Source organism: Mycolicibacterium diernhoferi, from assembly GCF_019456655.1.
Classification (GTDB): domain Bacteria; phylum Actinomycetota; class Actinomycetes; order Mycobacteriales; family Mycobacteriaceae; genus Mycobacterium; species Mycobacterium diernhoferi.
This window is the reverse complement of record NZ_CP080332.1, coordinates 3390725-3409513: the sequence shown is the minus strand read 5'-3', so window position 1 is coordinate 3409513 and position 18789 is coordinate 3390725. Positions and strand designations below refer to the sequence as shown.

18 protein-coding genes are annotated in these 18789 nt (G+C 68.5%); 8 read left to right on the top strand and 10 right to left on the bottom strand.

Annotation, left to right across the window (positions count from 1 at the left end; translation table 11 throughout):
• Positions 1-10: 10 nt before the first annotated feature.
• The 8 genes from K0O62_RS16195 to K0O62_RS16160 form a co-directional block, all read right to left on the bottom strand.
• Entirely contained in the window at positions 11-2239 is a 2229-nt protein-coding gene (locus K0O62_RS16195; protein WP_073858114.1) for a malate synthase G, read from the bottom strand.
• A gap of 41 nt (positions 2240-2280) precedes the next feature.
• On the bottom strand, positions 2281-3183 hold the full coding sequence (locus tag K0O62_RS16190) for a 3-methyladenine DNA glycosylase (protein ID WP_073858113.1): 903 nt from the start codon (positions 3181-3183) through the stop codon (positions 2281-2283).
• Positions 3183-4235, bottom strand: coding sequence for a hemolysin family protein (locus tag K0O62_RS16185; protein WP_073858112.1), 1053 nt, complete (start codon positions 4233-4235; stop codon positions 3183-3185). The genes K0O62_RS16190 and K0O62_RS16185 overlap by 1 nt, the downstream gene beginning before the upstream one ends.
• On the bottom strand, positions 4225-5592 hold the full coding sequence (locus K0O62_RS16180; RefSeq protein ID WP_073858111.1) for a hemolysin family protein: 1368 nt from the start codon (positions 5590-5592) through the stop codon (positions 4225-4227). Before K0O62_RS16180 ends, K0O62_RS16185 begins: the two co-directional genes overlap by 11 nt.
• Positions 5593-5881: 289 nt before the next feature.
• Positions 5882-7318 carry a GuaB1 family IMP dehydrogenase-related protein gene (locus K0O62_RS16175; protein ID WP_073858110.1) on the bottom strand — a complete coding sequence of 479 codons (1437 nt, stop codon included), beginning with the start codon at positions 7316-7318 and terminating at the stop codon, positions 5882-5884.
• Positions 7319-7431: 113 nt separating this feature from the next.
• Positions 7432-8886: an NADP-dependent phosphogluconate dehydrogenase gene (gene gnd / locus K0O62_RS16170; RefSeq protein ID WP_073858109.1), complete on the bottom strand. Its 1455-nt coding sequence runs from the start codon at positions 8884-8886 to the stop codon at positions 7432-7434.
• 60 nt (positions 8887-8946) lie between these two features.
• A complete protein-coding gene (locus K0O62_RS16165) occupies positions 8947-9897 on the bottom strand; it encodes a M56 family metallopeptidase (protein ID WP_073858108.1) in 951 nt (316 codons plus the stop codon).
• Between the two features lie 14 nt (positions 9898-9911).
• The gene (locus K0O62_RS16160; RefSeq protein WP_073858107.1) at positions 9912-10328 is read right to left on the bottom strand and encodes a BlaI/MecI/CopY family transcriptional regulator; all 417 of its coding nucleotides are present in this window, start codon (positions 10326-10328) and stop codon (positions 9912-9914) included.
• A gap of 215 nt (positions 10329-10543) precedes the next feature.
• Between K0O62_RS16160 and K0O62_RS16155 the strand changes: the two genes are divergently transcribed.
• The 8 genes from K0O62_RS16155 (at position 10544) to K0O62_RS16120 (ending at position 16350) form a co-directional block, all read left to right on the top strand.
• Complete coding sequence (locus K0O62_RS16155) at positions 10544-11323, top strand: iron reductase (RefSeq protein WP_073858248.1); 780 nt, start codon at positions 10544-10546, stop codon at positions 11321-11323.
• 168 nt (positions 11324-11491) lie between these two features.
• Complete coding sequence (locus K0O62_RS16150) at positions 11492-11893, top strand: PaaI family thioesterase (RefSeq protein ID WP_073858106.1); 402 nt, start codon at positions 11492-11494, stop codon at positions 11891-11893.
• A 59-nt stretch (positions 11894-11952) separates the two neighbouring features.
• A complete protein-coding gene (locus K0O62_RS16145) occupies positions 11953-12255 on the top strand; it encodes an urease subunit gamma (protein WP_073858105.1) in 303 nt (100 codons plus the stop codon).
• A 45-nt stretch (positions 12256-12300) separates the two neighbouring features.
• Positions 12301-12618 (top strand): urease subunit beta, encoded by a 318-nt coding sequence (locus tag K0O62_RS16140; protein WP_073858104.1) that lies wholly within the window; start codon positions 12301-12303, stop codon positions 12616-12618.
• Positions 12615-14336, top strand: coding sequence for an urease subunit alpha (locus K0O62_RS16135; protein ID WP_073858103.1), 1722 nt, complete (start codon positions 12615-12617; stop codon positions 14334-14336). Before K0O62_RS16140 ends, K0O62_RS16135 begins: the two co-directional genes overlap by 4 nt.
• Entirely contained in the window at positions 14336-15013 is a 678-nt protein-coding gene (locus K0O62_RS16130) for an urease accessory protein UreF (RefSeq protein WP_073858102.1), read from the top strand. The genes K0O62_RS16135 and K0O62_RS16130 overlap by 1 nt, the downstream gene beginning before the upstream one ends.
• A gap of 15 nt (positions 15014-15028) precedes the next feature.
• Positions 15029-15715 carry an urease accessory protein UreG gene (gene ureG, locus K0O62_RS16125; RefSeq protein WP_073858101.1) on the top strand — a complete coding sequence of 229 codons (687 nt, stop codon included), beginning with the start codon at positions 15029-15031 and terminating at the stop codon, positions 15713-15715.
• Between the two features lie 2 nt (positions 15716-15717).
• Positions 15718-16350 carry an urease accessory protein UreD gene (locus K0O62_RS16120; RefSeq protein WP_073858100.1) on the top strand — a complete coding sequence of 211 codons (633 nt, stop codon included), beginning with the start codon at positions 15718-15720 and terminating at the stop codon, positions 16348-16350.
• Here the strand turns inward: K0O62_RS16120 and K0O62_RS16115 are convergent.
• Both K0O62_RS16115 and K0O62_RS16110 read right to left on the bottom strand, forming a co-directional pair.
• The gene (locus K0O62_RS16115) at positions 16347-17732 is read right to left on the bottom strand and encodes a type II NADH:quinone oxidoreductase Ndh (protein WP_073858099.1); all 1386 of its coding nucleotides are present in this window, start codon (positions 17730-17732) and stop codon (positions 16347-16349) included. The genes K0O62_RS16120 and K0O62_RS16115 overlap by 4 nt on opposite strands.
• Positions 17733-17850: 118 nt before the next feature.
• The gene (locus tag K0O62_RS16110) at positions 17851-18774 is read right to left on the bottom strand and encodes an LLM class F420-dependent oxidoreductase (protein WP_073858098.1); all 924 of its coding nucleotides are present in this window, start codon (positions 18772-18774) and stop codon (positions 17851-17853) included.
• Positions 18775-18789 lie beyond the last annotated feature (15 nt).

Sequence of the window (18789 nt, the reverse complement as noted above, 5' to 3'; positions counted from 1 at the left end):
CGAAGTCTAGTCACTGGCTTGCGGCGCGCGCCTTGAACTCCCGCCGACGCCGATGCAGGATCGGCTCGGTGTATCCGCTGGGCTGCTGGGCGCCGGACAGGATCAGCTCCTGGGCGGCCTGGAACGCGATGCTGGCCTCCGGGTCGGTGGCCATCGGCAGGTAGTCGGCGTCACCGGCGTTCTGCTGGTCGACGATCGCGGCCATCCGGCGCAGGCTGGCCTTCACATCGCCTTCGGTGATGACGCCGTGGTGCAGCCAGTTGGCCAGCAGCTGACTGGAGATGCGCAGCGTGGCGCGGTCCTCCATCAGGGCGACGTTGTGGATGTCGGGCACCTTCGAGCAGCCGACACCGGCGTCGACCCAGCGCACCACGTAGCCCAGGATGGACTGGCAGTTGTTGTCGACCTCTTCGTGGATCTCGTCGGGCGACCAGGCCAGTTCGCCGGCCAGCGGAATGGTCAGCAGATCCTCGAGGCGGTACCGCTGCTTGCCGGCCAGCTCGGCCTGCACCGCGTACACGTCGACCTGGTGGTAGTGCATGGCGTGCAGGGTGGCGGCGGTCGGCGAGGGCACCCACGCGGTGGTGGCGCCGGCGCGTGGCTGGCCGATCTTCTGCTCGACCATGTCGGCCATCAGGTCGGTCATCGCCCACATGCCCTTACCGATCTGGGCGCGCCCGGACAGCCCGGCGGCCAGGCCGATGTCGACGTTGGCGTCCTCGTAGGCCTTGATCCAGGGCTGGCTCTTCATGGCGCCCTTGCGGATCATCGGGCCGGCCTCCATCGACGTGTGGATCTCGTCGCCGGTGCGGTCCAGGAAGCCGGTGTTGATGAACACGACGCGGTCGGCGGCGGCCTTGATGCACGCCTTGAGGTTGAGCGTGGTGCGCCGTTCCTCGTCCATGATGCCGACCTTGAGGGTGCCCTGCGGCAGGCCGAGGACGTCCTCGACCCGGCTGAACAGCTCGCAGGTGAACGCGACCTCGTCGGGGCCGTGCATCTTGGGCTTCACGATGTAGACCGAGCCGGTGCGGCTGTTGGCGTAGGGGCCGTTCGCGCCGTCGTTGTCGGCGCCGGTCTTGAGGCCGTGCATGGCGATCAGCGAGGTGAACAGGGCGTCCTGGATGCCCTCGGGGACCTCCGGGCCGTCCTCACCGTCGGCGCTGAAAACGATGGCGTCGTTGGTCATCAGGTGGCCCACGTTGCGGACGAACAGCAGACTGCGGCCGGGCAGTGTCAACTCACCCTCGCCGTCTGGGCGGGTGAAGGTGCGGTCCGGGCTGAGCACCCGGGTGAACGACTTGCCGCCCTTGGCAACCTCTTCGGAGAGGTCGCCGCGGTTGAGCCCCAGCCAGTTGCGGTAGCCGAGCACCTTGTCTTCGGCATCGACCGCGGCAACCGAGTCCTCGAAGTCCATGATCGTGGTGATCGCGGACTCCAGCACGACGTCCTTGACGCCGGCCTTGTCGGTCGAGCCGATGGGCGACTCGGGGTCGATGAGGATCTCGATGTGCAGGCCGTTGTGCTTGAGCAGCACCGACCAGGCGGAGTCGCCGAGCTCGCCGGTGTAACCGACGAAGGCGCTCGGATCGGCCAGACGCGCCGACGAGGGCTCCCCCGAGGAGTCAACGCTCAAGGTCAGCGCGCCGTCGGAGATCTTGATCTCGGTGACGTCGGCCCAGGATCCCGACGCCAGCGGCACCGCCTCGTCGAGGAAGTTGCGGGCGTAGGCGATGACCTTGTCGCCGCGCACCCGGTTGTAGCCGGTGCCCTTCTCCGCGCCGTCCGCTTCGGAGATCACGTCGGTGCCGTACAGCGCGTCATACAGCGATCCCCAGCGCGCGTTGGCGGCGTTCAGGGCGAAGCGGGCATTGAGGATCGGCACCACCAGCTGCGGGCCCGCGGTGCTGGTGATCTCGTCATCGACGCCGGAGGTGGTGATGGTGAAGTCGGCGGGCTCGGGGGCCAGGTAGCCGATGTCGGTCAGGAACTGCTTGTATTCGTCCGCGTCCAGGGGGCCGATGACCCGCGCCCGGTGCCAGCGGTCGATCTGGGCCTGCAGCTCGTCGCGGCGGGCCAGCAGTTCCTGATTCTGTGGGGTGAGGTCGGTGACGACCTTGTCCACGCCTGCCCAGAAGCTGTCGGGGTCCAGGCCGGTGCCGGGCAACGCTTCGGTCGTGATGAAGTCGTGCAGCACCTTGGCGACCCGCAGGTTGCCCACCGTAACGCGCTCGGTCATGTTTCCTCCCATAGCTGTCGATCTAGTTTACCCATCGGTAACTAGCCATGACTTGGTGCCTGAGCTGTCCGCCGGGAGCGAAGAAGATACTCACAATGCCGCGCCAGCTCCGCTCGTAGCGGTGCGGCACGTCTGGCGAGGCCCTGTTGGGCCCGCACATATTCCGCGCGGCCGTCGGCCGTCTCGATGGTGATCGGAGCGAAACCGTAGGCGGTCAAATTGTACGGGCTGGCCCGCATGTCGATCGCGCGGGCCTCGGCGGCCAGCTCCAGGCAGTCCATCACCAGCTCGGAGCGCACCAAGGGCCCCAACTTGTAGGCCCACTTGTAGAGATCCATCCCGGCATGGATGCAGCCGGGCTGCTCGTGCCGGGTCTGGGTGTCACGGCGCAGCTGGTCGGCGTTGAGCGGGGCGGCCGACGGCGTGAAGAACCGGAACGCGTCGAAGTGGCTGCACCGCAGCGGCATCGAGTCGACGACGGCATCGGTGCCCGCGGATCCGAGCCGCAGCGGCACCTGGCCGTGGCGCACCGCGGGTGCGCGGTACACCATCGCCCACTCGTGTAACCCGAAACAGTTGAAACGGGCGGGCCGGTCCGCGGTACCGGCCAGCAGTTCGGCGATGAACGTGACCGTATCGCGGCGTGACTCCAGCAGTTCGGCCGTCACGGTCACCGTGTCCTCGGTGCGCCGATAGCCGGTGCGGGTGAGGAAACGCCCGGCGTCCGGGCCCTGCAGACCCACCCCGAAGCCGGGGTGCCAGCGACGCAACTGGCGGGGCCGCAGGCTGTAGTAGGTGAACAGGAAATCCCACACCGGGTGGGCCTCGCCGCGCTGGGCCCGCTGCAGGTGCGGGGTGAGGAAACCCGCCACCCGCTGCTGGTGTGCGGACTCGCGGGCCGACCATTGCGCCTGCCCGAGCACCGACACCGACGGCGCCGTCATCAGATCCGGTGCGTCCCGTCGCGCACCGTGCCGACCAGGTCCTCCACCAGATCCTCCAGGGTCACCATCGCGGTGACCGACCCGCCGTCGGTCACCAGGGCCAGGTGACTCTTGTTGCGCCGCAACCGGGTCAACGCGTCGGGCAGCGGCAGGGTGGACGATAGCCGGATCAGGGGCCGCACTATCGCCGCGTCCAGCACGGTCGGCGACTCGTCGATCACCTCGAGAACGTCCTTGATGTGCAGATACCCGATGTAGGCACCGCCGGCGTCGGTCACCGGGAACCGGGAATACCCGGTCTCGGACAGCGCCTGCTCGACCGCGGCCAGGGTCGGGCCGGACCCGTCCACCGAGGCCGGGACGGCGCGGATCTGGTCCAACGGGATCGCCAGGTCGGCCACCGTGCGATCACGGATCTGCAGGGCCCGGGTCAGCCGGGTGTGCTCCTCGCGGTCGAGCAGGCCCTCCGACAGCGATTCGGCGATCATCTCGGACAGTTCGACGGTCGACACCGTGATGTCGAGCTCGTCCTTGGGTTCCACCCGCAACGCCCGCAGGGTGGAGTTGGCGGCCCAGTTGTAGAACGCGATGAGCGGGCGGACCGCGCGGATGTACACCAGGTACGGCGGGACCAGCAGCATCGCGGTGGTCTCCGGGCCGGCGATGGCGATGTTCTTGGGCACCATCTCGCCCAGCAGCACGTGCAGGGTCACCACGACCGCGAGCGCGACGATGAACGACACGGTGTGCAGCACCGCATCGCCGACCCCGAGCAGCGCGAACGGTTTCTCCAGCAGGTGCGCAACAGCGGGCTCACCGACCCGGCCCAGCAGGATCGAACAGATGGTGATGCCCAGTTGCGCGCCGGCCAGCATCAGCGACAGGTGCTCCGCCGCGCGCATCACCGTGACCGCGCGTTTCTTGCCCTGTTCGGCGAGCGCTTCGAGGCGGTCCCGGCGGGCGGAGATCAGCGCGAATTCCGCGCCGACGAAGAACGCGTTGGCCCCGAGCAGCAGGACGGTCAGGGCGACCGCCAACAGATCACCGCCCATCGGGACCCTCGAATTCGGAGCGTCCTTCGGTCTTGACGAGCTCCAGCAGGTCGATGCGGCGGCCGTCCATCTTCAGGATGCGGGCCTGCCAGTGCACCGGTTCGTCGCCCGGATGATCCGGGTCGAACTCGGTCAATTCCACCGTTTCGCCTTCCTCGGGGATGTGCCCGAGCTTCTCCAGCACCAGCCCGCCGATGGTCTCGTAATCCCCTTCGGGGGCGCGGAACGGTGTCTCGGAGTCGACCTCGTCGATGCGCAGCAACCCCGACACCTGCCAGCCGGAGCGGCTCTGCACCACGTCCGGTGTGGCGTCGTCGTGTTCGTCGCGGACATCGCCGACGATCTCCTCGATCAGGTCCTCGAAGGTGACCATGCCCGCGGTGCCGCCGTATTCGTCGACCACCATGGCGGTCTGGATTCCGTTGCCGCGGATCTGCGTCATCACCGAGTCGCCGTCGAGGGTGGACGGTACCGTCGGTACCGGCACGGCCAGCCGGGAGAGTTTGGTGGTGGCGCGGCGCTCGGTGGGGATCTCGAACACCTGCTTGACGTGCACCATGCCGACGGTCTGGTCGAGATCGCCGTCGACGATCGGGAAGCGCGAGTGACCGGTGCGCATGGCGGCGGCCATCAGGTCGGCGACGGTGTCCTCGATCTCCAGCGATTCGATCTTGGAGCGCGGGGTCATCAGCTCCTCGGCGGACCGGTCACCGAACTGCAGGGAGCGGTTCACCAGCACGGCGGTGTCGGCGTCCAGCGACCCGCTGCGCGCCGAGTTGCGCACCAGGGACACCAGTTCCTGTGGTGAGCGGGCCGAACGCAGTTCCTCGGCAGGTTCGATGCCCATCTGGCGCAGGATCCAGTTGGCGGTGCCGTTGGTGGCCTTGATGACCGGGGTGAACAGTTTCGAGAAGTACCACTGCGGAGCGGCGGCGGCCCGGGCGGTCGGCAGCGGTCGGGCGACGGCCAGGTTCTTGGGTACCAGTTCGCCGAAGATCATCGACACCGAGGTGGCGATCAGCAGCGCGAGCACCAGTGCGATCGGGCTGACCCAATCGGCCGGGATGCGCAGCGCCGTCAGCGGCCCGTAGAGCAGCCGGGCCACCACGGGTTCGGCCAGGTAACCGGTGGCCAGGGTGGTGATCGAGATGCCGATCTGCGCCCCGGACAGCTGGAACGACAACGAGCGGTGCGCCTTGCTCACGAACTGATCGCGCCGTCCGCCGGCCCGGGCGTTGGCTTCGACGGTGCTGCGCTCCAGCGCGGTCAGCGAGAACTCGGCCGCCACGAACAGCGCGGTTCCCGCGGTCAGGAGAATGAACGCGAGCAGGCTGAGGATGGTCATGGTGAGGCTCATCGCCACCTCACCGGATGGCTGCCGGGCCGGGCGCCCGGCCGCCTACTGGACGGCTCGGCGTCGGAGGGTTCCGAGCTGGGGGACCCGGCCGGAATCCCGAAGCCCGACGTTGATCCGTGGGCTTCCACGGGTGCCTGTGGCACGGGATTCCTTTCTGTTCGGGCGACGCGATGCGTCGTTGATGCGCTATATCGTAGCGGCTTTGCCGCAGGGTGTTGTAGCGGCTTTGCGGGCGGGATGTGGCGGTGCTGGCCGGGGGAGCCCGCGGCCGTGCCGCGCGGTGTGACCGTCACCAACCCGTCGGCAGCGGATGTCCCTCGGCGAACCCGGCGGCCGACTGCACGCCCAGCACCGCCTTCTCGTGCAGTTCGGGAAGGGTGGCCGCACCGACGTAGGTGCAGGTGCTGCGCACCCCGGAGGTGATGTGGTCGATCAGGTCCTCCACCCCTCCGCGCGCCGCGTCCAGATTCATCCGTGAGCTGGAGATGCCCTCTTCGAACAGCGCCTTGCGGGCCCGGTCGAAGGCGCTGTCCGCGGCGGTGCGGGCGGCCACCGCCCGTTTGGAGGCCATCCCGTAGCTCTCCTTGAAGGGCAGCCCGTCGCGGTCGCGCAGCAGGTCGCCGGGGGACTCGTAGGTGCCGGCGAACCAGGAGCCGATCATCACGTTCGACGCACCGGCAGCCAGTGCCAGCGCCACGTCGCGGGGATGACGCACCCCGCCGTCGGCCCACACGTGACCCCCGAGTTCCTTTGCCGCGGCGGCACATTCGACGACAGCGGAGAACTGGGGCCGACCCACGCCGGTCATCATCCGGGTGGTGCACATGGCGCCGGGACCGACGCCGACCTTGACGATGGACGCGCCCGCGCCGATCAGGTCGCGGGTGCCCTCGGCCGAGACCACGTTGCCCGCGGCGATCGGCAGGCCCAACTCCAGGGAGGCGACCGTGGCGATGGTGTCGAGCATCTTGGTCTGGTGTCCGTGTGCGGTGTCGATGACGAGCAGATCGACCCCGGCCTCGGCGAGGCCGCGGGCCTTGGCGCCGACGTCGCCGTTGATGCCGACGGCGGCGGCGATCCGCAGCTTGCCCGCGGCGTCCACCGCCGGGGTGTAGATGCCGGCCCGGATCGCTCCGGTGCGGGTGAGCACACCGGCCAGTTCGCCCTTGCCGTCGGTCAGCACCGCGATGTCCACCGGTGCGTGCTCGAGCAGGTCGAACACCTTGCGCGGATCGGTGCCCACCGGCGCGGTGATGAAATCGCCGATGGCGATGTCACGGACCCGGGCGAAGCGGTCCACCCCGGCGCAGGCGGCCTCGGTGACGACGCCGATCGGTCGTCCCTCGAACACCACCACGGCCGCCCCGTGGGCGCGTTTGTGGATCAGCGCCATCGCGTCGGAGACCGAATCGTCGGGCGCCAGCATCACCGGGGTGTCGACCACCAGGTCGCGGCTCTTCACAAAGTCGACGGTGTGGGACACCACCGACAGCGGCAGATCCTGCGGTAGCACCACGATGCCGCCGCGGCGGGCGACCGTCTCGGCCATCCGGCGGCCGGCGACCGCGGTCATGTTGGCCACCACCACCGGGATGGTGGTGCCCGAGCCGTCGACGGTGGACAGGTCGACGTCGAACCGCGACGCCACATCGGAGCGCCCCGGCACGACGAAGACGTCGTTGTAGGTCAGGTCGTACGGCGGGTTGTGGCCCTCGAGAAATCTCATCGGCTACGAGTCTAGTGGGGGTGTGCGCAGCGCAATGTCACCCTGACAGCACCGTCATGGACACATGTACGTGGTTCCGCTGTCAGGGTGACATCGCGAACGGGCTCCGGAGGCTAGGCCTCGACCTCGCTGCGGTCGCCGCTCCACAGGGTGTGGAACTTCTGCCCGCCGGGGGTGTCGATGCGGCCGTAGGTGTGCGCCCCGAAGAAGTCCCGCAGACCCTGGGTGAGAGCGGCGGGCAGCCGCTCGGTGCGCAGCGCGTCGTAGTAGGACAGCGAGGACGAGAACCCGGGCACCGGGATACCGAGTTCGGTGGCGGTCACCACGACCCGGCGCCAGCCGTCCACCCCGGACTCGACCGCGTCGCGGAAGTACGGCGCGGCGATCAGGGTGGCCAGATCGGGTTCCGCGTCGAAGGCTTCCTTGATCCGGTTGAGGAACTTGGCCCGGATGATGCAGCCGCCGCGCCAGATGGTGGCGAGGTCGCCGGGGGCGACGTTCCAGTCGTACTCGGCCGAGCCGGCCTGGATCTGGTTGAAGCCCTGCGCGTAGGCGATGATCTTCGAGGCGTACAGCGCCTTGCGTACATCCTCGATGAAAGCCTTTGCATCCGTTGGCTTGTCGCCGAGCCGGCCGGAGGCCAGGCCGGTGGTGGCCTTGCGCTGGGCGACCGAGCCGGACAGCGCGCGGGCGAACACCGCCTCGGCGATGCCGGTCACCGGGACACCCAGGTCGAGCGCGGACTTGACCGTCCAGCGGCCGGTGCCCTTCTGTTCGGCCTCGTCGACGATGACGTCGACCAGCGGCTTGCCGGTCTTGGCGTCGACCTGGCGCAGCACCTCGGCGGTGATCTCGACCAGGTAGCTGTCCAGGTCACCGGCGTTCCACTCGGTGAACACGTCGGCGATCTGGCCGGCGTCCAGGCCGAGGGCGTCGCGCAGCAGTTGGTAGGCCTCGCCGATGAGCTGCATGTCGGAGTACTCGATGCCGTTGTGCACCATCTTGACGAAGTGTCCGGCGCCGTCGGGCCCGATGTGGGTGCAGCAGGGCACGCCGTCGACGTGCGCGGAGATCTCTTCGAGCAGCGGGCCGAGGGACTTATAGGACTCGGCGGGGCCGCCGGGCATGATCGACGGGCCGTTGAGCGCGCCCTCCTCGCCACCGGAGATGCCGGCGCCGACGAAGTGCAGGCCGCGTTCGCGGATCGCCTTCTCCCGGCGGATGGTGTCGGTGTAGAGGGCGTTGCCGCCGTCGATGATGATGTCGCCTTCGTCCATTGCGTCGGCGAGTTCGTTGATGACGGCGTCGGTCGGGTCCCCGGCCTTCACCATGATCAGCACCCGGCGCGGCTTCTCCAGCGCGTCCAGGAACTCGGCGATGGTCTCGCTGCGGATGAAGTTGCCCTCGGAGCCGTGCTCGGCCAGCAGCGCGTCGGTCTTGGCCACCGAGCGATTGTGCAGCGCAACGGTGTAACCGTGCCGGGCGAAGTTCCGCGCGATGTTGGACCCCATGACCGCGAGGCCGGTGACCCCGATCTGTGCCTTGCCGGTATTGCCCGAATTGGTCATGCGGGAGCCTTTCGAATCGTCAGACGTCGGGTTAATCGCCGCCGGCTCAGGGCATCAGCCCTAATGACTGAACAAGCGGTGCAACTCGGTGAGCCAGGGAACTGCCAGGGCCACCGTGGGGACTACCAGGATCGCGGCGGCGGCGGTGTAGGCCGCCACTGCCAGGGAAAGACTATTGCCTTCGCCACACAGGCGTTGCACCCGCACCACGGTTGTCGGCCCGCCGGCGGCCAATGCGCCCGACGGAGTGTGCCCGCCGGCGCAGGCGACCAAGGCGCGGGCCAGCGGGGTCGGACCGGCGACCCGGACCGCGGCGTCGTCGGCGAGCAGCTCGATCAGCAGGCGGACGGCGTCGAGCGCGCTGCCGCTGCGGACGAACCGGGGAAACGCGGTATGGACGGTGGTGAACATCTCCAGCACAAGGTCGTGCCGGGCGCGCAGGTGGGCATGCTCATGGGTGAGGATGGCCGCGATCTCGGCCTCGGACAGCGTGGTGAGGGCTCCCTCGCTGACCACGACCCGGCTGCTGCGGACGCCGGGCAGGCAGTAGGCCATCGGCTGGGCGACGCCCAGGATCCGCAGACCGCTGGGGCGCCGGACCGGAGTCGGGACCGCGTCGCGCGACATGCCGACCAGGTCGACGACCATCCGGTGGCGGGCGCGCCGTCGGCGGGTGGCCACGGCGACCTGCAGGACGGCCACGATCAGCCGGGCGCCGATCATCAGTGTGAGCGCGAAGACGATGACGTAGAGCGTCCACAGCGGCCAGCCGAGGACGGCGATTTCGCTGGTCAGGGTGGCGGTGGGGCGGCCGTCCGGGCCGGGCACGAACAGCCGGCTGGCGATGGCGATGCCTGCGGAGAACGCCGAGAGGACGGCTGCCAGTGCGATCGCCTGCCAGAGCACGATGGCCGCGCGGGGCGCCCGCAGCGGCCATGACGCGCGAGCGAGAAGCGCGGGCACCGGGCCGACCAGCACCAGCGCCACGATGCAGAAGGCCAGCGCGGACACGCCGCTAGTCTCCCTCAGGGGGTACCTGAATTACCAGCCGGTGGGGTCATGCGGTGCTTGGATTCCAGTTCGGCCAGGGCGCGGCGTAGCGCGTCGGCCTCGTCGGCGCCGACTCGCTCGACGAAATGCACCAGCGCGGCCTCGCGGCTACCGGAGTCCGCGGCCTGGTCGAGGGCATCCACCATCAGTCCGGCGACCAGCTCGTCGCGGCCGTGGGTGGGTGCGTAGCGATGTGCGCGGTCGTCGCGGTGCTGGACCACCAGATTCTTCTTCGCCAGCCGCTGCAGGACCGTCATGATCGTCGTGTAGGCAAGGTCGCGGCGCGCAGCAAGGGCCTCGTGGACCTGCCGAACCGTCTGCGGTTCGGGCGAAGTCCAGAGGTGGTCCATCACTTCGCGCTCGAGTTCCCCGAGCCGCGTCAATTTGGCCATGTTTCGTTCACTCCCCTGAGCAATGGATTCAGCGTACTACGCGCTTACTACCGTGCGTCGTATCCCACCTGCACTTCCGGGTGATTGCCCGGTGTTGTGCCTTCCTGTGCCGGTCACGGCCTTTTTCCTCGGCTCCTGTGAGTCCAGTCACAGGAGCTGGCCCCGGCGATCCGGATGACTATAGTAAGGCTAACCTAACCGAGAAGGAGGTGCTGATGACGGTCGTGATCGAGGATCCGCTGATCGCACGCATGTCGATTAGGCGGGCGCTGCCGCTGCACGATTCGAGCAGGCGTCTGCGCGAGCTCTACCCGGAATGCCCGCGGGTGTACGGCGTGGCGGTGATGGGGGATCTGTCCCGGCGGCGGTGGTGGCCGCTGGTGGAGGTGATGACGACCGATCGTCTGCAGGCGATGTTCGATGCCGGCGTCGCCGAGACCGACAGTCCTGCCGCGGTCGCCCAGCAGTTGGCGGCGACGCTGGCGCACGTCGTGATCGGACGGGTGGTGCCGCTGGTCGCGCTGGAAGGGCGCGCGTGGGACACCGGCCTGGAGAATCTGTGGGTGCACGTGGACTCCGAAGGCGCCATCGACTGGGTCGGGGTGGTGGATCCGACCCTGCGGGCGCTGCCCGACGATCCGCATCTGGCCTCGCGCTCCACGGTGGGCACGGTGCGCACCCGGCGTGACGGGATCGTGGCGCTGCCGAGCGAGGCGGCGTTGGCCACCTGGGTCGCGCACCGCAGCCACCGGGCGCTGGCCCCGCTGTTCGCGAAGCTCTACCAGGTCAGTGACGGCGCCATTGCCATCGCGGCCATGTGGAACATCGTCGGTGCGGCCGTCGTCGGCGCCTCGACGCAGGTACCCCTGCTCGCCGGCTCCAGCGAACTGACCAGCATGTGCCGGGGGCAGGCGATCCTCGACGCGTTGGTGGGCTTCGGTCTGCCGGTGCGCGGCGCGAGCAGGATCGGTGCCGCGAAAGCCTTGCTAAATTAGGCAAGCCTTGCCTATCCTGAAACGGCGAGGCCAACGGACCGAGCCGGAGTCCTGAGGGCTGCAGAGACCCCCGGTCCACTCGAAGGAAGGGCCCCACGCATTGCGCGTGGGGCCCTTCCGCATTCCCGGAGGCCCGCACCGGCGCCCGACGGTGTAGACACTGAACTCGTGACTTCTTCCGTGCCGCCCGGCCTCGGCGCCGGCTTCGACAGAGAACTGGGACTGCAATACCTGGACGTGACTCCCGACGGGGGACGCGCCCAGCTGATCATCACCGACAAGGTCAAGCAGCCGTTCGGCATCGTGCACGGCGGGGTCTACTGCGCGATCGTGGAAAGCCTCGCCAGTGTCTCCGGGCACTCGTGGCTCATGGAGAACGGCGGCGGCACCGTCGTCGGTGTGAACAACAACACCGACTTTCTGCGTGCCATCAAATCCGGCGTGGTGACCGCGGTGTCGACGCCGATCCACCGCGGCCGCCGCCAGCAGCTGTGGCTGATCACCATCAGCGACGAGGACGGCCGCACGGTGGCCCGCGGTCAGGTGCGGTTGCAGAACATCGCGGCGTGATATCGCCGATACTCGCGCAGCGCTGCTGACTCGCCCGAGGCGTGGCAGGATCGCCCACTATGCGTTTATCGCCGCATGAACAAGAGCGGTTACTCATTTCCTATGCTGCCGAACTCGCGCGCCGTCGGCAGGCACGCGGTCTCACCCTGAATCATCCGGAGGCGGTCGCGCTGATCACCGACCACATCCTGGAGGGCGCCCGGGATGGGCGCAGCGTGGCCGAGTTGATGGTGAGCGGCCGTGAGGTACTGACCCGCGAACAGGTCATGGAGGGCATTCCGGAGATGCTGCACGACGTCCAGGTGGAGGCGACGTTCCCGGACGGCACCAAGCTCGTGACCGTGCACCATCCGATCCCGTGAGAGTGGCGCCATGATTCCCAGCGAGAATCCGGAGGCGGATCGCGCATGATCCCCGGTGAGTATGTGTTCGGCGACGGCGATATCGGCCTCAACGAAGGGGCGCCGCGCATCTCGGTCGATGTGGTCAACACCGGCGACCGGCCGGTGCAGGTGGGCAGCCACGTGCATCTGCCGCAGGCCAACTCCGCATTGGATTTCGACCGCGAGACCGCCCGCGGGTACCGGCTCGACATCCCGGCCGGAACGGCCGTGCGCTTCGAACCCGGTATCGCCCAGCAGGTTTCACTGGTCCCGCTCGGCGGGACACGTGAGGTCCACGGTTTGTCCCTGAACCCGCCCGGCAGAATGGATCCGCCCCTGTGAGCGCACTCTCCCGCGATCGCTACGCCGCGCTGTACGGTCCCACCACCGGTGACCGGATCAGGCTGGCCGACACCGATCTGTTCGTCGAGATCACCGAGGATCGCAGCGGCGGACCGGGATTGGCGGGCGACGAGGCGGTCTTCGGTGGCGGCAAGGTGCTCCGCGAGTCCATGGGCCAAGCCCGGGCGACCCGGGCCGACGGCGCGCCGGACACCGTGATCACCGGCGCGGTCATCATCGACTACTGGGGAATCATCAAGGCCGATATCGGGATCCGGGACGGCCGCATCGTGGCCATCGGCAAGGCCGGCAATCCCGACATCATGTCCGGGGTGCATCCGGATCTGGTGGTCGGGCCGTCCACCGAGATCATCGCGGGCAACGGGCGCATCGTCACCGCCGGCGCCATCGACTGCCACGTGCACCTGATCTGCCCGCAGATCATGGAGGAAGCCCTGGGCGGCGGCATCACCACCATCATCGCCGGCGGCACCGGCCCGGCCGAGGGCAGCAAGGCCACCACGGTGACACCGGGTTCCTGGCATCTGGCGCGCATGCTGGAATCCCTGGACTCCTGGCCACTGAACGTGGCGCTGCTGGGCAAGGGCAACACGGTCAGCGCCGAGGCCATGTGGGAGCAACTACGCGGTGGCGCAGCGGGATTCAAACTGCACGAGGACTGGGGCACCACACCGGCGGCCATCGATGCCTGCCTGACGGTCGCCGACGCCGCCGGCGTGCAGGCCAACATCCACACCGACACCCTCAACGAGATGGGATTCGTGGAGGACACCCTGGCCGCGGTGAAGGGCCGGTCCATCCACGCCTATCACACCGAGGGCGCCGGTGGCGGGCACGCACCCGACATCATCACGGTCGCCGGGGAACCGAATGTGCTGCCGAGTTCCACCAACCCGACCCGGCCACACACCGTGAACACCCTCGACGAGCACCTCGACATGTTGATGGTGTGCCACCACCTCAACCCGCGCATCCCCGAGGATCTCGCGTTCGCCGAGAGCCGCATCCGGCCGTCGACGATCGCCGCCGAGGACCTGCTGCACGACATCGGGGCCATCTCGATGATCGGCAGCGATGCCCAGGCGATGGGCCGGATCGGGGAGGTGGTGCTGCGTACCTGGCAGACCGCACACGTCATGAAGCGCCGCCGCGGTGCGCTGCCCGGCGACGGTGCGGCCGACAACAACCGGGCCCGCCGCTACGTCGCGAAGTACACCATCTGCCCGGCGGTGGCCCACGGCCTGGACGGTGAGATCGGTTCGGTGGAGGTCGGCAAGCTCGCCGACCTGGTGCTGTGGGAGCCGGCGTTCTTCGGGGTGCGTCCGCACGCGGTGGTCAAGGGCGGCATGATCGCCTGGGCGGCCATGGGTGACGCCAACGCCTCCATCCCGACCCCGCAGCCGGTGCTGCCGCGCCCGATGTTCGGCGCCGCGCCTGCCGCGGCGGCAGCCACGTCGGTGCACTTCGTGGCGCCGGCTGCGATCGAGGACGGCCTGGCACAACGCCTGGACATCCGGCGAAAGCTGGTGCCGGTCCGCAATGTCCGCCGGGTCGGGAAGGCGCAGATGCCGCTCAACGATGCGATGCCGCGTATCGAGGTCGACCCCGACACGTTCACCGTGCGCATCGACGGTGACGTGTGGACCGAACAGCCCGCCGCCGAACTGCCGATGGCGCAGCGCTATTTCTTGTTCTGATGGCTTCGACTCTTCGCTCGCCCGGGCTGAACCCCGCGTCGCCCACGTCCCTGGCCACCCTGCTCACCCTGGCCGACTCCCGGCTGCCGACCGGCGGGCACGTGCATTCCGGTGGCGTCGAGGAGGCCATCACCAGTGGGCTGGTCCTCGACGTTCCCACCCTGCGGGCCTACCTGCGCAGGCGGATCCGCTGCCAGGGATTGGTGACAGCCTCGTTGGCGGCGGCGGTGCAGACCGGCGTGCTGACCGTCGAGGCCGCTGACGCCGAAACCGACGCCCGCACACCGTCACCGGCGGGCCGCGCGGCCTCCCGCGCGCAGGGGCGCGGGCTGCTGCGGTTGGCGAAAAGGGTGTGGCCGCAGCACCCCTGGAGTGCACTCGGCACCAGGCCGCATCTCGCGGTGGCGGCCGGTGTGGTCGGGACCGCCGGCGCGGTGGCGCCCGAACACACCGCGCTGTCGCTGGTGTACACCACCATGACCGGCTCGGCGACCGCCGCGCAACGGTTGCTCGCACTCGACCCCGCCGACGTGGCGGCACTGACCTTCGAACTGGCCCCGCTGTGCGAGCAGACCGCGGCGGTCGCGGTCGAGGAACTCGCAGATCTGTCCGACCCGCTGCTCGACGTGCTGGCCGAGCATCACGCCGCCCGCGAGCGGCCACTCTTTGTCTCCTGAACGAAAGGTCCTGACATGCCACCACATTTCATAGACGGTGAGCCGCACACCCACCACGACCGGCCCAAGCGGGTGCGTCAACCCGGGGAGCCGCTGCGCATCGGAGTGGGCGGGCCGGTCGGCTCGGGCAAGACCGCGCTGGTGGCCGCGCTGTGCCGCCAGTTGCGCGACGAGATCTCGCTGGCGGTGCTCACCAACGACATCTACACCACCGAGGACGCCGACTTCCTGCGCAGGCATGCGGTGCTGCCCGATGAGCGCATCGCCGCCGTGCAGACCGGTGGGTGCCCGCACACGGCCATCCGTGACGACATCACCGCCAACCTGGACGCCATCGATGATCTGATCGCGGGCAACCCCGGCCTGGATCTCATCCTGGTCGAATCCGGCGGGGACAATCTGACCGCGACATTCTCCTCGGGTCTGATCGATGTCCAGATCTTCGTGGTCGACGTGGCCGGCGGCGACAAGGTGCCACGCAAGGGCGGCCCCGGGGTCACCTTCTCGGATCTGTTGGTGATCAACAAGACCGACCTCGCCCCGCTGGTCGGTGCGGACCTCGACGTCATGCGCCGGGACTCCACCACGGTGCGCGGGGACCGGCCGTTCGTGCTCATCTCGCTGACCGACGACCCAGCCGCCACGCCCGTCCTGCAGTGGGTGCGCGAGCAGCTTCGGGTACCGGTTTCCAGCGGCGAGTAGACATGCGTTCGGACGTCCTGCTGGTGGCCCGGCCCGGCCGCGGCCCGCGCATCGAATGCACGGGCGGATTGGCCGCGCGCCGAACGGAATCCGACACGGTGCACCTGCTCTCCGCGGCAGCCACCCCACTCGGCGGCGACGTCATCTCGGTGCGGATCATCGTCGAGGCCGGCGCCCGGCTGCGGGTCCGCACCGTGGCGGCCACCCTGGTGCTACCCGGCGCGGGCTGCACGGAATCGCACAGCACGTGGGACCTGGAGGTGGATGGCGAGCTCGATGTCGATCCGCAGCCCACCGTCGTCGCCGCCGATGCCCGCCACCACACCAGCACCCGGGTGCGGGTGGGGGAGTCCGGCGCCGCGCGGGTACGGGAGAGTGTGCAGATCGGCAGAACCGGTGAGCACCAGGGGTTCTGGACCTCGGCATTGCACGCGGACGTGGCAGGCAGGCCCTTGCTGCGGCACCGTGTCGAGTTGGGCGCCGGATCGGTCGCCGACGACGAACTCGGCAGGCCGATGGCGTGTATCAGTGAATTGCGTTACCCCGAAATTACTTTCGACGGGGCAGGCACACTGCTGGAACTGGCCGGCGGCGGCAGCCTGTCGACCTGGCAGGGACAACGGTTGGGCGGCTAACTCGCCGCCTTCTCGCCCTCCTGCACCGCCGCCGCGATCTCCTGGAGTTCCTCGATCCTGGTCCGGGCGTACGCCTGCTGCTCGGTGATGGTGAGCTGACCGCGCTGACGGCTCAGGAACGTCACCGTCCACGACAGCAGCGTGGCGATCTTGGTCTTGAAGCCGACCAGGTAGATCAGGTGCAGGCCCAGCCAGGCGAGCCAGGCGATGAAGCCACCGAACTCGAGCTTGCCGACCTTGGCCACCGCGTTCCACTTCGACACCGTGGCCATCGAGCCCTTGTCGAAGTACTTGAACGGGACCCGCGGCTTGGGCTTGGTGCCGTGCGCGCGGGCGGCCGCCTCGTTCTTGACGATCGCGGCGACGTACTTGCCGCCCTGAATGGCGCCCTGCGCCATGCCCGGCACACCTTCGACGAAGGCCATATCGCCGACCACGAAGACGTTCGGGTGGCCCGGGATCGACAGGTCCGGGTTGACGATGACGCGACCGGCCCGGTCGATCTGGGTTTCGGACTGGGCGGCCAGATCCTTGCCGAGCGGGCTGGCCTGCACGCCGGCCGACCACACCTTGCAGGCCGACTCGATACGGCGCAGGCTGCCGTCCTTGTCCTTGACGGTGATGCCGTTGCGGTCGACGTCGGTGACCATGGCGTTCAGCTGGATCTCCACGCCCATCTTCTCCAGCCGCTCTTGGGCCTTGCGGCCGAGCTTCTCGCCCATCGGGGGGAGAACCGCCGGTGCGGCGTCGAGCAGGATGACGTGCGCCTCGGTGGGGTCGATGTGCCGGAAGCTGCCCTTGAGGGTCTGGTCGGACAGTTCCTGGATCTGGCCGGCCATCTCGACACCGGTGGGACCGGCACCGACGACGACGAAGGTCAGCAGCTTCTTGCGGCGTACCGGATCGCTGGAGCGCTCGGCCTGCTCGAAGGCCCCCAGGATGCGGCCACGCAGTTCCAGGGCGTCGTCGATGCTCTTCATACCCGGCGCCCACTCGGCGAAGTGGTCGTTGCCGAAGTAGGACTGGCCGGCACCGGCGGCCAGGATCAACGTGTCGTACGGGGTGCTGTAGGTGTGCCCGAGCAGGATCGAATCGACCGTCTGGTTCTCCAGGTCGATGTGGGTGACGTCGCCCAGCAGCACCTGCGCGTTGCGTTGCTTGCGCAGGATCAGCCGGGTCGGCGGCGCGATCTCACCCTCGGAGATGATGCCGGTGGCCACTTGGTACAGCAGCGGCTGGAACAGGTGGTGGGTGGTGCGGGCGATCAACTTGATGTCGACATCGGCACGCTTGAGCGCCTGTGCGGCGTTCAGCCCACCGAAACCCGAACCGATGATGACTACCTTGTGCCGATCCGACGCCGTAGCTCCGGGGTGGCTCATTTCTGCTCCTAGCAAGGCCAGCAATAACTTTGTTAATACAACCCTAGGGTAGTCGGTGGCCTTCTCACCAGCGCAGTGAGATGGCGCAACCGAACCCGAGAGCACTTCCGGTCCAGGGTTACCCCGAGATCACCGGTTTCAACGCCTCGGCGACGGCGGTCACGCCGCCCGGTACGTATCCGCCGATGGTGACCGGACTGAGAATCACGCCGTCGACACCGGCGTCGTAGACCTTCTCCTTGAGCTGTTCGGCGACCTGTTCGGGAGTCCCGAACACCGCCTGCTGTTTGAAGTCCTCGGGGATCATCTCCGCGGTGTACTGCTCGCCGATCATCGCCACGACCAGCATGCTGGTCTCCAGGGTCGCGGGGTCACGGTCGATCTCCTCGCAGCGCTGGCGCACCACATTCAGCTTGTGTGGCAGCTCATCGAAGCCCGCGATGATGTTGAGGTGGTCGAAGTGCCGCGCGGCCAGCGGAATGGTCTTCTTCTCGCCGCTGCCGCCGATCATCAGCGGAACATGTTCGCGGAAGCGGGGATTGGCGAAGGCTTCCTGGGTGCGGTAGTAGGTCCCGTCCACGGTGACGCGTTCGCCCTTGAGCATCGGCACGATGATCTGCAGGGCCTCGTCGAGCTTCTTGAACCGCTCGGTGAAGGTGCCGAATTCGAAGCCCAGGCTGTCGTGTTCGAGCTCGAACCAGCCGGTGCCGATGCCCAGGATCGCGCGGCCCTGGCTGATCACGTCGAGGGTGGTGATGGTCTTGGCCAGCACGGCGGGGTTTCGATAGGTGTTGCCGGTGACCAGCGTGCCCAGTTGCACCCGTTCGGTGGCGGTGGCCAGTGCGCCGAGCGCGGTGTACGCCTCCAGCATGGGTTCTTCGGGCGCACCGAGGCCGGGCAGTTGGTAGAAGTGGTCCATCAGGAACACCGAGTCGAAGCCGGCGCGCTCGGCTTCCTGCGCCTGCGCGATCACGGTGGGGAAGAGTTCGGCGACGCCGGTGCCGTAGGAGAAGTTCGGGATCTGAAGTCCGAGTTTGATCATGGTGTCACGAAACCA